The organism is Type-C symbiont of Plautia stali (genome assembly GCF_059730935.1).
The window spans coordinates 14,484-30,846 of record NZ_AP035924.1; the positions used below are offsets into that span (position 1 = coordinate 14,484).

Sequence of the window (16,363 nt, forward strand, 5' to 3'; positions counted from 1 at the left end):
GCACAACAAAAATAGACGTGAGGCGTTATGAGTACTCTTCCTTTAGAAAACACCTTGCCGGCTTCGCAACCGGTACGTTCGGTCAGTGATGTGGCAAGGCTGATCAACACCCGCAGTAGCAAAAACAACTATGCGCGCATGATTGTGTTTCTCGCGTTGGGTGGCGTGTTCCTCGACGCCTACGACCTGACCACACTGTCGTACGGCATCGATGACGTGGTGCGCGAGTTCCAGCTATCGCCGTTCACCACCGGGCTGGTCACCTCATCCATCATGGTCGGCACCATTGTCGGCAACCTGATTGGTGGCTGGCTGACGGATAAGTACGGCCGCTATTCGGTGTTCATGGCCGACATGCTGTTTTTTGTCGTATCGGCGATTGCGGCGGGCTTAGCACCCAACGTCTGGGTGCTGATTGGCGCGCGTTTCCTGATGGGCATTGGCGTGGGCATCGATCTGCCGGTGGCGATGTCTTATCTGGCGGAATTCTCTAAATTTGCCGGCAAAGGCAACAAAGCCGCACGGCTCGCGGCCTGGTGCCCGATGTGGTATGCGGCTTCCACTGTGTGTTTCCTGCTGATTTTTGGCCTCTATTTTCTGCTGCCTAAAGATCATCTCGACTGGCTGTGGCGCGCCTCGCTGCTGTTTGGCGCGGTACCTGCGCTGTTGATCATCGCGGTGCGCAGTAAATTCATGAATGAATCACCGTTGTGGGCCGCGAATCAGGGCGATCTGACCTCGGCGGTGCGTATCCTGCGTGATTCGTACGGTATTCATGCACACGAAGCAGAACCAGAAACGCCACCCGCGGCGGCGGCGCCGAAGGTGAGTTTTCGCGTACTGTTCCAGAAGCCGTGGCGTGAACGCACCATCGTTGCCGGCGTAATGAATATCTGTATTTCGTTTGAGTACACCGCCATCGCCTTCTTCCTGCCGTCGATACTGGCGCAGTTTCTTGGTGCCGGTGTGTTCGAGACCATCTCAGCTTCGCTGGGGCTGAACGCGCTGTTTGCCTTTACCGGCGGGCTGCTGGGGATGCGCCTGGCGTGGAAATATCCGTCACGCCACGTGGCGATCGCTGGCTTTGCGCTGCAGTTTTTGGCGCTGGTGGCGCTGGCACTGATTGGCCACCCGCAGGCGCTAGTGGGCATCGTATTCGCGGTGCTGATGCTCGGACTGTGGCTGTTCGCTGAAGGCTTTGGCCCGGGCGCGCAGCTGATGGTCTATCCGGCGCTCTCGTATCCCACCTCGATTCGCGCGACTGGCGTCGGCTTTAGCCGTGCGCTGTCAGGCATCGGCAGTGCGCTGGCGCTGTTCATTCTGCCGATTCTGCAGGCGGCGCTCGGCACCAACATGTTCTGGGTGGTATCGCTGGCCGCCATCATTCCGATCTTTTTCCTGCTAGCGGTGCGTCACGAACCGACCCGCCACGACATCGACGACCTTTCCCCTCAGGAGTAAAACATGAGCATTCTCTCTACCGGTACTGACTATGACACGCTGGCGGCGCACTTCCGACCGCTGTTTGCCCGCATCGCGGCGGGCGCGGCGGAACGCGAGCGTACGCGTACCTTGCCTTATGAACCACTGCAGTGGCTGAAGGAGGCTGGCTTTGGCACGGTACGTATTCCACAGCAAAAAGGTGGCTGGGGCGCCTCGCTGCCGCAGCTGTTTCAGCTGTTGATTGAGCTGGCGGAAGCGGATTCCAACCTGCCGCAGGCGCTGCGCGCGCACTTTGCTTTTGTCGAGGACCGGCTCAACCAGCCGGACAATGTGGAGCGCGATGCGTGGTTTCGCCGCTTTGTTGATGGCGAGCTGGTGGGCAGCGGCTGGACGGAAATTGGCAATGTCAGGCTGGGCGACGTGATCACCCGCGTTACGCCTGCCGCCAATGGCTGGACGCTGAATGGCGAGAAGTTTTACAGCACCGGTGCGCTGTTCGCCGACTGGATAGATGTTTACGCGCGTCGCGACGATAACCAGGGTGACGTGATCGCGCTGGTGAATACGCATCAGCCGGGCGTTACGCGCGAAGATGACTGGGACGGATTTGGCCAGCGCCTGACCGGCAGCGGCACGACGCGCTTCGAGCACGCGCATGTGGAGACGCAGCACGTGTATGATTTTGCCACGCGCTTCCGTTATCAGACCGCGTATTACCAGCATGTGTTGCTGGCGACGCTGGCGGGCATTGCGCGCGCGGTCGCGCGGGACGGCGCGGCAGCCGTTGCCGCACGCAACCGCGTTTACAGTCACGGCAACGGAGCTGCCTCGCGGCAGGATGCACAGGTGCTGCAGGTGGTGGGCGAGATCACCAGTCTGGCATTTGCCGTCGAAGCCACGGTGATTCGCGCTACCCATTCACTGCAATCAGCGTATGAAGCGCACTTGAGTGCCGATGAAGCGGCCATCGCCGCCATCAACAACCTGGCGGAAGCCGAGGCCGGACAGGCGCAGGTAATCGCCAGCGAGCTGGTGCCGCGTGCCGCCACCGAATTGTTTAATGCGCTTGGCGCATCGGATACGCGCGTCAGCAAAGCGCTGGATCGTCACTGGCGCAATGCGCGCACCGTCTCGTCGCATAACCCGGTGATCTACAAAGCGCGCGACATCGGTGACTGGAAAGTCAACGGCACGCCACCAACCGGCATCTGGCAAATCGGCAGGGGAGAGGGGTAACCAGCCTTGATGAACTAACGGCGCCGTTATCGGGCGCCGTTTAATGGCGCAGAATCCGGCTGCGTCATGGAATTAGCACCTCTTAAGCCGCAACCCGGCGGCTTAAGAGCGGTATTCAATAATATTGAAACCTTCATCAGCCGCTGGTGCTGAGAAATAACGGCTTATGATTTCAAACTGTTCATCTGAAGCGGCAAAATCGTGGGTGCCTGCTGCGTTACGGGCACGTAATCGGCTCTTACACACCTCATCAGGGACGTTAAGGAAATGCATCTGGTTAGCAGCCCCTGATGCTTTGATGATACTCATCATCCATTCACGACTGGCGGGTGTATTAGCCGGAAAATCCAGGACTACCGACATCCCCGCGTTAAGTAATGACACCAGATGCGGTTTCATGGCATTTCTGAGCTTAGAGGAATACTGCACGTAATCCGCGACCGTGTGCATTTCATCGGCATAGAGCGCTGCAAGCCAGCGATCCTCACTGATAATGAGAGTATGTGGTGCAGCACCTAATTTTGCGGATAACGTGGATTTACCCGACGCAATTTTTCCACATAACAGGTGAAGCGTGGATTTTTCAGGTGATGCGACATCGGTGGTGTTCATGGCTGACCTCACTGGTTGATTACCGGTAAGGCCCGCCTTACCGGCGGGAAAATGGCAAACGTTATCCCACCTGAACGTGCAAGGTGATAATAATGATTGCGGAAGACAGGGCTGAGCAAGTTTTCATCGTTTTAAACTAACAGGTTAAGTCTCAATAATCACCTGATGCTTTGCTTTAGCTATGATGGCAGCGTGTTGTTAATAACGGAATTCGCAGGGGGTAGGGCCGTTTGGTGCCAGGAGCGGACATTGTTCAGGTGTCAGGCAGGTATCTCAGGGACAGATTATCCCCGGATGGCTGGCTTAATATCTGTTAAAGATTTCACACCCACAGGCCGATAAAAACAGGAGCGACAGAAACGTAAGGAGATGCGCATGTATGGAAAACTGGTCATTACGGGAATAATAGTAACGTTGTTAAGTGGATGTTCGGCTGGGTTTAGGCCTTCTCTGGAAGACTATAAAGGTTCAGATGCAGCCAGGGTTCGTGCTGCATCTGAGGGCAATACAGCCCTGCAATTTTACGAAAAACAGTCGAGTGGCTGTTATAAAAAAGTTTTAGAGCGCCGGGTTACGGCTGGTCTGGCTATTCTCGGTATTCCTGTGTCAGGAAATAAAAAAATCGGAATGCCAGAATCAAGTAACAATAAAGGGGCTTTCATAAATGAATTTACGATCAAGCCGGGGCAGCTGATAAGTATAATTCATTACTGGACTCAGCCGGGCTACTACCAAAATACAGAACGATCTGTCTCCACCAGATTCATTCCTCAGCCAAATCATGATTACGATATCATCGTCACTGGCTCAGAATTTGGCGGGGATAGCGTATCGGTGAGAGATCTGGATCCAGGCGCTAAGATAGTTGGATGGGAAGGCAATTACTGTCCCTCCGGTATACTTGATTAATTGCATGACGCTGATCACCATTTGTACGCCTAAGCCCACCCTGGAGTGGGCTTTTTCATGTGGTACTCAAACCAGGCAGAGGTTGGGGACAATAGCTGTTACGGGATTCCGTGCAAGGCTAAGTCAGCGTAGCGGTGTGGTGCGCCAGGGGCCTGGAAGAAGGCGGAGATAAAGGGCGTTTAGCGAAACGGTGCTTACAATTCATAGAGTTACATAATATTAATACTCCCGGGTGACTTCATGAGCTGTTCTACACTTACACATTCAACCAAGCCGTTTGATTGAAAAAGCAGCATCACTGAGAGGGCGGCGGCAGCAAAGCGTCACGCAGCCGCAGCCTTCATAACTGATCATGCACGTGAGGAGAACACCATGAAAGCAGTTGTCTATAACGGACCTTTTGACGTTTCAGTCAAAGAGGTTCCGGATCCCAAAATCGTTCGCCCTACCGATGTGCTTGTCCGTATTACCACCACCAATATCTGCGGTTCAGATCTGCATATGTACGAAGGACGAACCAGCTTCGAACAGGGTCGCATCTTTGGCCATGAAAATCTGGGGCAAGTCATTGAAATCGGCAGCGCGGTTGAGCGGGTCAAAGTTGGCGATTATGTCTGCCTGCCCTTTAATGTCGGCTGCGGATTCTGTGAAAATTGCGAGAAAGGGTTAACCGGCTACTGCCTGACGGCAAATCCGGGTACGGCCGGGGCCGCCTATGGCTTTGCTGAAATGGGCGAGTGGGATGGCGGCCAGGCGGAGTTACTGCGTGTGCCCTATGCTGACTTTAACTGTCTGGTGCTGCCGCCGGATGCGGTAGAAAAAGAGGAGGACTACGTTTTACTTTCCGACATCTTCCCCACCGGCTGGCATGCCACTGAACTGGCAGGATTGCGCCCCGGAGAAAATGTGGCGATTTATGGTGCAGGCCCGGTCGGCCTGATGGCGGCTCACTCGGCCATGATTAAAGGCGCATCGCAGGTGTTTGTGGTTGATACCCATCCGGACAGACTGGCGCTGGCCGAACAGCTGGGCGCAGTAGCGATCAATGGGGTGGGCGATGAGGCTGTAAACAAAATTCTCGAGTTAACCGACGGGCGCGGCACGGATTGCGGTTGTGAGTGTGTGGGGTATCAATGTTGCAACAAGCATGGCCACGAGGATAACTCTGCCACGCTTAACAGTCTTGTCGCGTCAACTAAGGCCACGGGCGGCATCGGTGCGGTCGGCGTTTTTGTTCCGCAGGATCCCGGAGGCGCGACCGACCTGGCAAAAGAGGGCAAAGTGCCATTCGATTTTGGGAATTTCTGGTTCAAAGGTCAGTCAATCAAGACCGGTCAGTGTAATGTCAAAGCGTACAACCGCCAGCTCGCAAGGCTTATCCATCAGGGCAGAGCCAATCCGGCGCAGATCATCTCACATCGTCTCGCTCTGGCAGATGCTGCCGAAGGCTATAAGCATTTTGATGATCGTGATAATGGCTGGACAAAAGTCATTCTGAAACCCTGAAAGTCAGGTAACTCAGAAGAGCTAAGACACATTCAGGCGGTGGGAAGAGGGAGAACGAAAACTGCCTGTCTGTGGCTGGCTATATCTGGCATGACCACATTAATGACATATCAGCGTAAATCCGGCAGAAATTTGCCCACTGCTTATCCAGTTTGATGCACATGCGCAGCCTCTGTTCCTCAGGGCACGAAGCCGCACAGTGATTACATGCCGCAACAAAGATAACAAGCTTCGAGGCATTTCTGGTCTTCGTCTGACATCATTCCTCCTCAGCTAAAGTTATTTATCAGGCATGAAAGAGATAACGGATTATTCAACTTTGTAATAACTAATTTTTTAATTATCATTTTTCATGATTTGCTAATGCCCGCGATGAGCGAGAAGGGGACACAACATTAATGTGATAATCGTGCGAGGGAGCTAAACGCCTGGTATTATAGCCATATGAATGATCATGACGGAGAAAAGGCTAATGAAAATTACACTTAAAAAAGAAAATGGAACATCCGAAACACAGGATGTTGCATCTTTGATTATCACATTAAGTAATGGTGAAACCGTTGAAATTAGTGACGAAAGCCAGCAGCGCCCGTCGCATCTTTCGGAAGGAATTACGGTGTGGGGAGGAAGCATGCCGAAAGAAGGTGCCTCCATTGATGACCTCAGGGCTTCAACGCGATCATTAGGTATTTATCCCCTTGCCGCTAATTTGATTCACCTTTTCCCACTCAGTAAATAGCCGCTAAATACAGCACTATGTGAGTTTCGTCTGGGGGCATTTGAGTCGGATAATCGTAAACATCGGCTTTTGCCATAGAACGAATTGACGAACAGACCGATGTCCGCTTTGAGCGAAAAGCGGACATCATCCGTTTAATTTGCAAGCAATTCGGGAAACAGGTTGTTTGCGTATACATGACTTTGCCGGCGATCTCTTTTTGCCGGGCTTGCAGTCTGTGGTTAGTTGAACACACCGTTAATCACGGCGGTCACAACTGCTGTGCTCAACGCAATAAGCACTAAATCATCTCCCACCGCGCGCCACTCGTAGCCGGGGTAGTAAGGTAGCGCATTGATCATCGATGCTGGCAAATTTTTCTTAGCAATACCCGGTGGCAATGCTTTCCCACGCGCCACTTTCTTAGCGATTCCCGGCGGCAGAGATTGATAGCCTACCAAACCATAGTTGACGGCGAGCGCTCGTGCCTGAGAGAAGCTGATATCAGATTGAACATGATCGGGGTGCCGGGCGTTCTTGCGATGTCCATGTTCGTTTTTCGACGATGCGTAACCCTGCTCTTTATTTCCGTGCGCGCCATTATTACCGTGATTGCCATTGCCATTGCCATTGCCAGGGTTTGCATAAGCCGGTGCAACAAAAACGGCGAAACCAATCATCAGAGCAAAGGTTGTTTTGAGCGTGCGTTGCGTGAGCATGACAGATGTCCTTAATAGTATGTGTTGCCTTATTGAAATATAGAACGAGGCGGCAATCTTAACCATCACCTCATTTCTGAAATATCAGTAATGTAATAAGCCGGACATGTCTGGGACTCACTCTGAACGCGGGCATTCCACTGCTCATCCTCTGAATCCAGGGAGGTACCTGCCGGCTCGTGACTATTGAGAGAAACGTCCGCTCGTCGCGCAAAGCGGACATTGACGCTTCGAATCAACTTAGAGACGAATCAGGACAACCGTTAGGTCGCCCTGAAAAGGGGGCTAAAGCGGTAAAACGGTTTCCACGGTGTGCTGAAAAACGTATGGATCGGAAAGTAACTCAAATTGTTCGTCATCCGGATACGTCACTGCCACGTGATAGTTTTCTCCCGCGAAGGTCTTTACTGACTGCAGATCCTTCCAGTAAGTTGCCAGAAAGAAATGCTCCCAGTCGCCCTGTGTTTCTCTGCGCACATAAGCGCCTATATTCCCTGCAATGCTTCGTGAATGTTTCACACCTGTCTTCTCAAGGTGTTTCGCAAAATCTTCAGCGTGTTTGAGTGGAACACAACCGTGCCAGGTCCTTACAATCATTCGTTTTTCCTCTTAATGTGGCAAGGATGTCACCCTAACATCGCAAGCCACTTAACGGTGTAATTTCTGTAGGGCACGTTCTTTAATGCAAAATAAATTTATGACGACAAAAGCCTATTTACTCTTACCTGTAGGTCCGTTTTTCGCTCATCGAGGCATTCGTCGGTGGGGAAGTCCGCTCCGTGCCGACCCGTTATTTCTGCAGTCTGCCTGCGGCTTTCAACGTTGCCTGTCGCCGCTTTTCAATAAATGGCGCAACCTGTTGCTGAGCTTTTTTTAGCTGTTCTTCAGATGCGGAGCGGGGCGAGCCACAGTCAAAGGGCGGGGCAGGGTCATATTCCATATGCAGCTGAATGTTTTGCGCGATATCCGGTCCGAACATCTCTGATACGACGCTGAGGGCAAAATCGATACCTGAAGTCACACCGGCGCCCGTTATGCGATTGCGGTCGCGTACAACGCGCTCATTTACCGGCTCTGCGCCCAATAGCGCCAGCTGATCCAGCGAAGCCCAGTGTGTCGTCGCTTTATATCCCTCAAGAAGCCCGGCCGCGCCCAGCACAAGCGATCCGGTGCATACCGACGTTACCAGCTTCGCCTGTTTACTTTTAGCCCGGATAAACGAAAGGACTTCTTCATCCTCCATCAGGTTTATCTGCCCCGGCCCGCCGGGAATACAGATGATATCCAGCGCGGGACACGCGTCGAACGTGGTGGTTGGCTGAATCGCCATCCCCCGGTCTGACACCACAAGGTCCAGATTTTTCCAGATGAGATGCACTTTCGTGTCTGGTGCCCGCGCAAAGACTTCAAACGGACCGGTCAGGTCAAGCTGCGTAAGCGCAGGGAACAGCAGCAGACCGATGGATGTTGATGCAGAATCATTCATAAATAATGCCTTCATCTAAAAGGTGATAGTGGCTTTGCCATCAGCAAAGGCAATGGTTGTGCAATAAAAAATGGAAACCCGTTACTGTCTGTCAGACTATCGAAATTAAATTAACCACGATGACACTCAATGCCAGGCCAATCAACATCATTCCTGAGATACGTTCCAGCCAGGGTAATAACCGGGAAAAGTGCTGAAGTACCAGACGATTGCCAATGAAAGCGGCGACCAGTAAATCCCATAGCAGCACGACACTAAACATCCATATGCCATAGACGACTTTCACATTCACCATCGCATCGCCGCCACCAATAAGCGTGGCCAGACTCACGTAAAACAGCGCATTCTTGGGATTGAGTATTCCGGAGAGAAAACCCATGCCCAGTTCACGGTAATGGTTCGAGGCACCAGCAGGCTGAGTTACTGATTCCGCTGTTTTGACGCTGCAGGCAGACAATGAGCTCATGCCAGCAAAGCGGATAAAAAGCAGACCGACATAGAGTAAATAAGCACAGCCCGCGAGCTGAATAACGATAAAACTGATGCTCTCAGGATGGAAAAGCGTGATACCGCTGAAGGCAGCCAGTATAAACACGCCGTTCGCTATGGCTATCCCCAGGCAGACATTGGCGGCGCGCCGCCAGCCGGCTCTGATTGAGGTGCGTGCCACGAGAAAAAAATCCGGGCCAGGCGACAGCAACGCCAGAAAATGCGCTGCTGCCACGATAAGAAATTGCTGCAACACGGTATTACCCTCTTAAAAATTTTTAACAGGGTGCAACTCCCGGGCAGGATTGTATTGAACAAAATTGCACTTGCTCAGGTTCGATAGCAGCCTGGCGTCACGCCAGTGTGGGCCTTAAATACGCGCTGAAAATGACTCTGGTCAGCGAAACCCAGCCGGTAAGCGATATCGGTAATATCACAGCCTGACTGAAGCCAGTGACGTGCTTTGTTTATGCGCAAATTAAGCTGATAAGCATGCGGTGTCATGCCAGTCGCAGCGCGAAATGCTCTGATGAGCTGATAACGACTCATGCCCGAGAGGTTTGCCAGCTCCGACAACGCCCACGGCTGCCTTTCAGCCTGCTGCAATACTTCAATCACGTTGTGTAATGCCCGACTGATGTCAGACGTCATGACAGGAAAGGCTTTCACCGGGCCGGTGCCATATTTACTGTCGCCAATAAACTCGATTAGCGCTGTATTTTTGTCTTCTGTACTGGCAGTCGAAAACAGGAGGTTATCCAGTTCACAGAAGCGATGATAGCGCTCTTGATTATTCGTCACCCGAACTTCACCTTGACTGATGAAGCCGCCTGAAACATCGTCCATTTCAGCAAGTAAAGCATTTAACCACGCGGCATCCATATGTAACATCTGATAGCTCCAATGCTTGTGAGGCAATGGATTACAGGAGTGAACCGCGCCGGCGGGAATAAAAACCATCATTCCAGGTTTTAAAGAACAGGGACCACCGGATGCGCCTGTGAACAGGCTGCCGCCTGCGTCAACTGCGCCAATTGAAAAGGTTGGATGACTGTGTGGTCTGTAACATGCGCGGCTGTGACACGCGCGACGACTTTCGACAAAATCCAGCGACGGATCGCGCCAGAACTCTGTACGAGTGGCTGCGCTGTCATTATCGCAATCGCAGTCGGAAGGGGATGTGCACGGAATGAGCATGCCTGTTTCCATCCTGGTACCAATTATCGTTGTCATGCCTGTGAGGCGTTAAGCCAGACACGATAGCATTAATTCAAATGCCTGACTCAGACTGGCACGATGTTGTCAGCCTGCTGCGGATAGGGCCGCCCGGTGTTATGAATCACTGCAACAGATGATGCAGAGAAACCACCATCTGCAATAGTGGCATATTTTCCGGGCATCAATAGGTTTGTTTTATTCGCGAAAAATACCCGTGTTTGAATGACGGCGACAAGCCAAATGTCCATAAGCCTGAATGGCCGCGCGGGCATCGTCGCCATCCAGTGAAAGCATAATCACCCGATCGGAATCTCATCTATGTGAGTATAAATTTTTAACCCGCGTTCTCTGCCAATCCGTATATCGTGATCGGCGCCTTGCGACGCGCCCGGCATACGTAAGATCGCGTCGCAATGCTGAATCAGCCGATGTGCAACCGGATAAAGATAAGCCTCACTGATTTCATCACCGATTGCCTGTGAACCTGCGGCGGCGGCAAGAGGTAATGCCAGCCATTCTCCAATTACCGGCGTATGCCCTTTGTGATAAACCTGCAGTGCGGCTTCGTCTAATTTCCGCATATTCGCGTCAATTAAAACCGGGTCTCCTTCGGTGCCGCTGCGCACAGGGCCGGCAATCAGGATCAGCATGGTATTGGCTCCTCAAAATGGACATTCATGGCAACGTATTGCAGTAACATTATGGTTTTCGCATCCATAATTTCCCCGCTGCGAATTGCGCTCAGCGCCTGAGCCAAGGGCCATTCCAGTACTTCGATATCTTCGCCCTCATCGGCAAGGCCACCGCCTTTGCTCTGGCGATCGTCATCAGCATATTCGGCGATGAAGAAATAGAGTTTCTCGGTAACCGAACCCGGACTCATAAAGGCTTCCATGACTTTTTCAATATGCTGCACCCGGTAACCGGTTTCTTCTTCTGCCTCCGCGACAATGCGGGTTTCCGGCGAAGCGTTATCGAGCAGCCCGGCAGCCGCTTCAATCAAAAAACCGTGGTGACCATTAATGAAAACCGGCAAGCGAAACTGGCGGGTCAGCACCACGCTGCGTTTTTGGCGGTTATAGAGAAGCACGACGGCACCATTACCGCGGTCATACGCTTCACGCTGCTGCTCCTGCCACGAGCCGTCACGGCGCTGCAGTTCGAAGCTGTATTTTTTCAGGGTGTACCAGTTGTCGGACAATAGCTGCTCACGGATATTGCGTATTTTCTGCTGCATAGCTTGCCTCCTGAAGATGACAAAATAGACGCTATCATGCATAATCGTGCAAATTCAAGAAAAAACGTGAGCGGGTAATTATGCTATCGAGCCAGCGTAAACAACAGATTCTGAAGATTCTGGCGGCTGAAAATCAGGTGATGTCAGGTGAGCTCAGTCAGCGTTTTGGCATATCCGAGGACTCAATACGCCGCGATTTGCGGGAGCTGGCCGCTGAAGGACTGTTACAGCGCGTGCACGGCGGCGCGCTGCCGGTGTCAGCCGCTCTGGCATCCTTCGAAAAACGCAAAAACGTGCAAATGAGTTCCAAGCAGTGTGTGGCGCAAAAGGCGGTGAAGCTGATTCAACCCGGTCAGGTGGTGATTATTGACGGCGGAACCACCACAGCAGAACTGGTGCAGTTGCTACCAGCAGACCTGGCTTTCACGGCGATCACCCACAGCCCCGGTATTGCAGTTGCACTGGTGGATTTTCCGCGGGTAGAAGTGATAACCCTGGGCGGGCTGCTCTATCGCCACTCGGTGGTCGCAGTGGGATCGGCTGTTCATGAGGCAGCTGCGCGTATTAATGCTGATCTGTTTTTTATGGGCGTCACCGGTGTGCATAAAACCGCCGGCCTCACGACCGGCAACTATGAAGAGGCCGGCATAAAACGCGCGCTGGCGGGGAGAGCCGCCGAGACCGTTGTCATGGTGTCAAAAGAGAAACTCAACTCCGCCTCTGCCTTCGCAATTGGGGAGCTGGATCTGGCCAGTACGCTGATTGTTGATGGCGAGCCCGATGCCGAAATGCGCCAGATTTTACAGCAGAAGCATGTCTCGCTGATGTAGTGTTCTACGCTGCCTTTTTGACGCATCTGCGAAACAGATCGGTTGGTGATCTTCAATGGCCGGCCGGGTAAAGCGATTGTTGTCGGCTGTGTGTCAGAAGCGGACATCGAAAACGTCACTGTTTTAATTAGAGGATAACAGATGATAATCTATGGGCTTCAATGACTAAGCTCCATTAATTCAAGCGTCTGACCATCAGGGCTTTGTAAATATATTACTCTGGTTCCCTTCATGGGGCCTGACAACACTGTCTGAGGTTTACCCGGCGTCTTCCAGCCATAGTCCGATGCTTTGCTCAACAGTGTATCAAGATCTTCAACTGTAAAAGCAAGGTGAGCGTAGCCTGGGATATAAGGTGCTGAAGGTTCTGCTGGCTGCTCTATATTACTATATTGTAGTAATTCAATTTTGATACCAGCCAGTTCAAGCAAAGCCATCCGTACATCAGCTCCCCTTGCACCTGTGACTTCATCGATTATGGGTCCAGACATTTTTCCTTCGCGTATTAATTCACCTCCAAGGATATGAGTCCAGAAGAACACGGAGTCTTCAATGTTTTTAACTGAAAAACCAACGTGATTAACACTTAAGATCATTCGATTACCTGCTGAGTTTCGAAAATTGACCATCCAACTATATGAAATGAAAGCTTTATTGCTACACAATAAATGCGATGGGATTTGTACAGGAACAAGCACTATGCAATTCGGTTTAAACTATGTATTTACGATTCATACACAGCAACAGATGTACAGAAACCAGCTTCCCATTGATAAATAAGCAACCACGCTATAAGCCTGCATTTTTGTCGATAAACAGCGGATGACCGCTTCGCGCTCATAGCAGAAATGGACTTGTGCTAAGTCCTCTGTAGGCTAAAAGCGGACATTATTATTGATGGCCGCCGATAAAATGTTAATTATTTGCCTGATCTTACAGCACTTCCACCACTTCAAATTCTTCAGCAATCAACTCCATATCTTCTGAAAAATGACCTTCACGGCTAAAAAAGCGCTGGTGTTCTTTCTGCCAGAATTCAAGACTTAAATCGCCTTCACCTTCTTTGCGGGCAAACTCTTCTGTAACATCACAAAAACGCACCAGCCGCAGTGAAATCAATCTGATCACACAGACCGGGGTATTCTGACCATCAAGAATAATGTTATAGCTCCCAATCTTCGGAGCAGACTCCTCCTGCTGGTAAGCGGTAAACGATCCGCAGGAAGCAGTTTTGATGCCTTTTTTTACCAGTTCTGCCAGCTTGCTGGCCAGTTCCGCGCTGTCACCCATTTGCCAGGCATCTGCGCCAGGATACTTCACTTTTATTTCCTCAACCGCAAACATGAAAATTCCCTCAATCGTCGGTGAATGAAAAGTTAAATCGTTTATAGCATGAACTGTTCCGGTATTAAGAATCAGGCTGATCGTCGCATATTGTGGTTCACTTTTTGCCCAACGCGGACACTTACGTAAATCCAGACGACAGGAGGCTAAGGACTAATCTGCAAACCTGCGCGAGCCAACGACACACAGGATCACGCCCAGTGTTATGAGAATCATCATCGGCCTTACCGTTTCAGACAGTAACGTTGCTGAAAGTCCGAGACCAAAGAATGGCTGCAGCAACTGTAATTGTCCCACAGCGGCGATGCCGCCCGCAGCCAGTCCCCTGTACCAGAAAATGAAACCAATCAGCATACTGAACAGCGATACATATCCCAGTGAAAGCCACGCCTGCAGGCTTATTTCGCCCATGTTCTCCGGCAAGGTCTCCAGGGTGGCAACAAGCATCAGCGGCAGGGACATAATCAGTGCCCAGCAGATAACCTGCCATCCTCCCAATTCACGCGAAAGCTTTGCACCTTCGGCATAGCCGAGGCCACACACAATCACGGAAGCCAGCATCAGAAGATCGCCGGTTACTGATACAGAACCTTTCTGGAGTAGGGCAAATCCCATCACCAGCAGGCTGCCGGCGACTGAAAAAATCCAGAAAGCCAGCCTGGGCCTTTCGCCTCCTCTGACAACGCCGAAAATAGCCGTCGCCATGGGTAGCAGACCGAGGAAGACAATAGAGTGAGCCGAGGTAACGTGCTGCAGCGCCATGGCTGTCAGAAGAGGAAAACCAACCACTACACCTGCAGCAACGACAACCAGAGAAATCAGCTGATGCCGCTGAGGACGAGCCTGACTTAAAAAGAGAATCAGCATAATGGCCAGTACACCGGCAATTGAAGCGCGTGAAAAAGTCAGAAAAAAGGGATCCATTTCCCGCACTGCTATGCGTGTTGCGGGCAAAGAGCCACTGAAGATGATCACGCCGGTCAGCCCGTTCAGCCAACCTGATTTCAGGCCAGAATGTGTATTTTTTACCCTGGTAACTGTCACAACAGACCTCATTAAGTTCGATAAATGATTTAACAGATAACGTTGACAGCCCCCATGCTAAGTACCAGCATTCAGGACAATCAAATAATTGTCATAGATACAATTCATGAAAGCTCGATACAAAGTCATCGTTGATGAATTCGCTTCCGCGATACGAACAGGCGCGCTCCTGCCGGGCGCCCGCCTGCCTACCCACAGAGCGCTGTCGGCTGAAAAGCACGTGTCACTGGCAACGGCTACCCGCGTTTACGCTGAGCTGGAAGCCATGGGGCTGGTGAGCGGAGAAACCGGAAGAGGAACATTTGTCAGGGAAATTTCGCTGCCCGCCGGGCTGGGTCTGGATCAGCACGCAGTGGCGTCTGACGTGCTCGATCTGAACTTCAACTATCCTACGCTACCGGACCAGGCGGAACGGTTACGCCAGGCAATGCGACAGCTGGCCACATCTGGCGATCTGGCTTCACTGTTGCGTTACCAGCCGCACGCTGGCAGGCAAAGCGACAGGGAGACAATCGCGTTATGGCTCAATGCCTCCGGCATGACCGCGTCTGCTGATGAGGTTTTGATTGTAAATGGCGCGCAGCACGGTCTTAGCGTTGCTGTTATGGGGCTGCTGAAACCCGGGGATGTGGTGGCTGTAGATGCTCTGACCTATCCTGGCTTCAAAGCCCTGGCCAGCCTCTATCATCTGGAGCTGGTGGCGATACCCGCTGATGCCAGTGGACCGGACCTGACGGCATTCAGGCAAATCTGCCAACGCCGGCGCCTGCGCGCGGTGTATACCATGCCAACACTGCATAACCCGCTTGGCTGGGTTATGAATGATGCCCAGCGCAGGGAGCTGGCCCGGATTGCCAGAACGTTCGATCTTCTTATCATCGAAGACGCGGCCTATGCATTTCTTGTCCGTCGTCCACCGCCGCCGCTTGCCACTTATGCGCCCGAAAGAACCGTTTATGTTACCGGTTTTGCTAAAAGTGTCGCCACTGGCCTGCGCGTCGGTGCCGTGGTGTGTCCCGCTGAAATGCGAATTGCCCTGGAGCGAGCCATCAGGGCAACGACCTGGAATACTCCCTCCCTCATGGTTTCGATTGTCTGCGACTGGATTAAAGATGGCACACTTAAACGCTTTGAGGCGCTGAAAAGACGGGACGCGCGTCACCGGCAGGCGCTGGCGCGCAAAATACTTGTGAACTGTGAATGGGTAAGCCATGACAACTCTTACTTTATCTGGCTATCACTGCCTCAGGAAGTAAGGGCTGACAGGCTTGTTCACCGATTGATGCAGCAACATATCTCTGTTTCCACAGCAGAACCCTTCAGCACCTCAAACTGTGTGCCGCATGCTATTCGTCTGGCTCTTGGCTCAGTCACGATGAATCAGCTGAGCGAGGCCCTGGCGAAAATTAAAGAGGCTATTGAGTATGAGATTGATCTTTGAGCGCTGTCCGCTCCTCGCTCATAAGGAATTATAGCTGCGTGCATGTCCGACCTGCCTCTGGTGCGGATGTGGTTTCATCGTGCCCGGGCATCTGCACAGGCAGTGCAAAACCTCTGCGCCTGCTCCCGTGA

The 16,363-nt window shown here is 52.1% G+C and carries 18 protein-coding genes; 7 read left to right on the forward strand and 11 right to left on the reverse strand.

The window, feature by feature from the left end; translation table 11 throughout:
* The first annotated feature begins 27 nt into the window (after positions 1–27).
* On the forward strand, positions 28–1,461 hold the full coding sequence (locus AC6I7J_RS19245; RefSeq protein WP_152390888.1) for an MFS transporter: 1,434 nt from the start codon (positions 28–30) through the stop codon (positions 1,459–1,461).
* A 3-nt stretch (positions 1,462–1,464) separates the two neighbouring features.
* Positions 1,465–2,679 carry an acyl-CoA dehydrogenase family protein gene (locus AC6I7J_RS19250; protein ID WP_498007365.1) on the forward strand — a complete coding sequence of 405 codons (1,215 nt, stop codon included), beginning with the start codon at positions 1,465–1,467 and terminating at the stop codon, positions 2,677–2,679.
* A gap of 102 nt (positions 2,680–2,781) precedes the next feature.
* Here the strand turns inward: AC6I7J_RS19250 and AC6I7J_RS19255 are convergent, their stop codons facing one another.
* On the reverse strand, positions 2,782–3,291 hold the full coding sequence (locus tag AC6I7J_RS19255; protein WP_159377566.1) for a P-loop nucleotide/nucleoside kinase family protein: 510 nt from the start codon (positions 3,289–3,291) through the stop codon (positions 2,782–2,784).
* Between the two features lie 375 nt (positions 3,292–3,666).
* Between AC6I7J_RS19255 and AC6I7J_RS19260 the strand changes: the two genes are divergently transcribed.
* The 3 genes from AC6I7J_RS19260 to AC6I7J_RS19270 all read left to right on the forward strand — a co-directional run bounded on the left by AC6I7J_RS19260 (position 3,667) and on the right by AC6I7J_RS19270 (position 6,445).
* A complete protein-coding gene (locus AC6I7J_RS19260) occupies positions 3,667–4,200 on the forward strand; it encodes a hypothetical protein (protein ID WP_159377565.1) in 534 nt (177 codons plus the stop codon).
* 372 nt (positions 4,201–4,572) lie between these two features.
* Entirely contained in the window at positions 4,573–5,706 is a 1,134-nt protein-coding gene (locus tag AC6I7J_RS19265; protein ID WP_159377564.1) for a glutathione-independent formaldehyde dehydrogenase, read from the forward strand.
* Between the two features lie 472 nt (positions 5,707–6,178).
* Positions 6,179–6,445 carry a hypothetical protein gene (locus tag AC6I7J_RS19270; protein ID WP_072208583.1) on the forward strand — a complete coding sequence of 89 codons (267 nt, stop codon included), beginning with the start codon at positions 6,179–6,181 and terminating at the stop codon, positions 6,443–6,445.
* Positions 6,446–6,666: 221 nt separating this feature from the next.
* On the opposite strand, the gene AC6I7J_RS19275 is transcribed toward AC6I7J_RS19270, so the two are convergent.
* The 7 genes from AC6I7J_RS19275 to AC6I7J_RS19305 form a co-directional block, all read right to left on the reverse strand.
* Positions 6,667–7,143 (reverse strand): anti-virulence regulator CigR family protein, encoded by a 477-nt coding sequence (locus tag AC6I7J_RS19275; RefSeq protein ID WP_498007366.1) that lies wholly within the window; start codon positions 7,141–7,143, stop codon positions 6,667–6,669.
* A 285-nt stretch (positions 7,144–7,428) separates the two neighbouring features.
* Positions 7,429–7,740, reverse strand: coding sequence for a hypothetical protein (locus AC6I7J_RS19280; RefSeq protein ID WP_021508785.1), 312 nt, complete (start codon positions 7,738–7,740; stop codon positions 7,429–7,431).
* A 193-nt stretch (positions 7,741–7,933) separates the two neighbouring features.
* Complete coding sequence (locus AC6I7J_RS19285; protein ID WP_215481091.1) at positions 7,934–8,629, reverse strand: DJ-1/PfpI family protein; 696 nt, start codon at positions 8,627–8,629, stop codon at positions 7,934–7,936.
* Between the two features lie 91 nt (positions 8,630–8,720).
* Positions 8,721–9,371 (reverse strand): LysE family translocator, encoded by a 651-nt coding sequence (locus AC6I7J_RS19290; RefSeq protein WP_058759240.1) that lies wholly within the window; start codon positions 9,369–9,371, stop codon positions 8,721–8,723.
* A 77-nt stretch (positions 9,372–9,448) separates the two neighbouring features.
* Positions 9,449–10,315, reverse strand: coding sequence for an AraC family transcriptional regulator (locus AC6I7J_RS19295; RefSeq protein ID WP_215481089.1), 867 nt, complete (start codon positions 10,313–10,315; stop codon positions 9,449–9,451).
* Between the two features lie 317 nt (positions 10,316–10,632).
* Positions 10,633–10,986: a DUF4406 domain-containing protein gene (locus tag AC6I7J_RS19300; protein WP_215481087.1), complete on the reverse strand. Its 354-nt coding sequence runs from the start codon at positions 10,984–10,986 to the stop codon at positions 10,633–10,635.
* On the reverse strand, positions 10,980–11,573 hold the full coding sequence (locus AC6I7J_RS19305) for an NUDIX domain-containing protein (RefSeq protein WP_394516370.1): 594 nt from the start codon (positions 11,571–11,573) through the stop codon (positions 10,980–10,982). The genes AC6I7J_RS19300 and AC6I7J_RS19305 overlap by 7 nt, the downstream gene beginning before the upstream one ends.
* An 80-nt stretch (positions 11,574–11,653) precedes the next feature.
* On the opposite strand from AC6I7J_RS19305, the gene AC6I7J_RS19310 reads away from it, so the two are divergent.
* Complete coding sequence (locus AC6I7J_RS19310; protein ID WP_394516371.1) at positions 11,654–12,403, forward strand: DeoR/GlpR family DNA-binding transcription regulator; 750 nt, start codon at positions 11,654–11,656, stop codon at positions 12,401–12,403.
* 158 nt (positions 12,404–12,561) lie between these two features.
* Here AC6I7J_RS19310 and AC6I7J_RS19315 read toward each other — a convergent pair whose 3' ends face one another.
* From AC6I7J_RS19315 to AC6I7J_RS19325, 3 genes are all read right to left on the reverse strand, one after another.
* Entirely contained in the window at positions 12,562–12,999 is a 438-nt protein-coding gene (locus AC6I7J_RS19315) for a VOC family protein (protein WP_104187682.1), read from the reverse strand.
* 337 nt (positions 13,000–13,336) lie between these two features.
* Positions 13,337–13,747, reverse strand: a complete 411-nt coding sequence (locus AC6I7J_RS19320) for an ASCH domain-containing protein (RefSeq protein ID WP_164861081.1) — start codon at positions 13,745–13,747, stop codon at positions 13,337–13,339.
* Between the two features lie 153 nt (positions 13,748–13,900).
* The gene (locus AC6I7J_RS19325) at positions 13,901–14,803 is read right to left on the reverse strand and encodes a DMT family transporter (protein ID WP_104187684.1); all 903 of its coding nucleotides are present in this window, start codon (positions 14,801–14,803) and stop codon (positions 13,901–13,903) included.
* Between the two features lie 94 nt (positions 14,804–14,897).
* Between AC6I7J_RS19325 and AC6I7J_RS19330 the strand changes: the two genes are divergently transcribed.
* Positions 14,898–16,232, forward strand: coding sequence for an aminotransferase-like domain-containing protein (locus tag AC6I7J_RS19330; protein ID WP_394516372.1), 1,335 nt, complete (start codon positions 14,898–14,900; stop codon positions 16,230–16,232).
* The last annotated feature ends 131 nt before the right edge of the window (positions 16,233–16,363 follow it).

Excerpts from the sequence above, each read along its gene's own strand:
- AC6I7J_RS19280 (WP_021508785.1), bottom strand. The coding sequence starts at position 7,740 with ATGATTGTAAGGACCTGGCACGGTTGTGTTCCACTCAAACACGCTGAA.
- AC6I7J_RS19250 (WP_498007365.1), top strand. The coding sequence starts at position 1,465 with ATGAGCATTCTCTCTACCGGTACTGACTATGACACGCTGGCGGCGCAC.
- AC6I7J_RS19260 (WP_159377565.1), top strand. The coding sequence starts at position 3,667 with ATGTATGGAAAACTGGTCATTACGGGAATAATAGTAACGTTGTTAAGT.
- AC6I7J_RS19275 (WP_498007366.1), bottom strand. The coding sequence starts at position 7,143 with ATGCTCACGCAACGCACGCTCAAAACAACCTTTGCTCTGATGATTGGT.
- AC6I7J_RS19310 (WP_394516371.1), top strand. The coding sequence starts at position 11,654 with ATGCTATCGAGCCAGCGTAAACAACAGATTCTGAAGATTCTGGCGGCT.
- AC6I7J_RS19300 (WP_215481087.1), bottom strand. The coding sequence starts at position 10,986 with ATGCTGATCCTGATTGCCGGCCCTGTGCGCAGCGGCACCGAAGGAGAC.
- AC6I7J_RS19325 (WP_104187684.1), bottom strand. The coding sequence starts at position 14,803 with ATGAGGTCTGTTGTGACAGTTACCAGGGTAAAAAATACACATTCTGGC.
- AC6I7J_RS19305 (WP_394516370.1), bottom strand. The coding sequence starts at position 11,573 with ATGCAGCAGAAAATACGCAATATCCGTGAGCAGCTATTGTCCGACAAC.
- AC6I7J_RS19270 (WP_072208583.1), top strand. The coding sequence starts at position 6,179 with ATGAAAATTACACTTAAAAAAGAAAATGGAACATCCGAAACACAGGAT.
- AC6I7J_RS19245 (WP_152390888.1), top strand. The coding sequence starts at position 28 with ATGAGTACTCTTCCTTTAGAAAACACCTTGCCGGCTTCGCAACCGGTA.
- AC6I7J_RS19295 (WP_215481089.1), bottom strand. The coding sequence starts at position 10,315 with ATGCTCATTCCGTGCACATCCCCTTCCGACTGCGATTGCGATAATGAC.
- AC6I7J_RS19315 (WP_104187682.1), bottom strand. The coding sequence starts at position 12,999 with ATGATCTTAAGTGTTAATCACGTTGGTTTTTCAGTTAAAAACATTGAA.
- AC6I7J_RS19330 (WP_394516372.1), top strand. The coding sequence starts at position 14,898 with ATGAAAGCTCGATACAAAGTCATCGTTGATGAATTCGCTTCCGCGATA.
- AC6I7J_RS19265 (WP_159377564.1), top strand. The coding sequence starts at position 4,573 with ATGAAAGCAGTTGTCTATAACGGACCTTTTGACGTTTCAGTCAAAGAG.
- AC6I7J_RS19285 (WP_215481091.1), bottom strand. The coding sequence starts at position 8,629 with ATGAATGATTCTGCATCAACATCCATCGGTCTGCTGCTGTTCCCTGCG.
- AC6I7J_RS19255 (WP_159377566.1), bottom strand. The coding sequence starts at position 3,291 with ATGAACACCACCGATGTCGCATCACCTGAAAAATCCACGCTTCACCTG.
- AC6I7J_RS19320 (WP_164861081.1), bottom strand. The coding sequence starts at position 13,747 with ATGTTTGCGGTTGAGGAAATAAAAGTGAAGTATCCTGGCGCAGATGCC.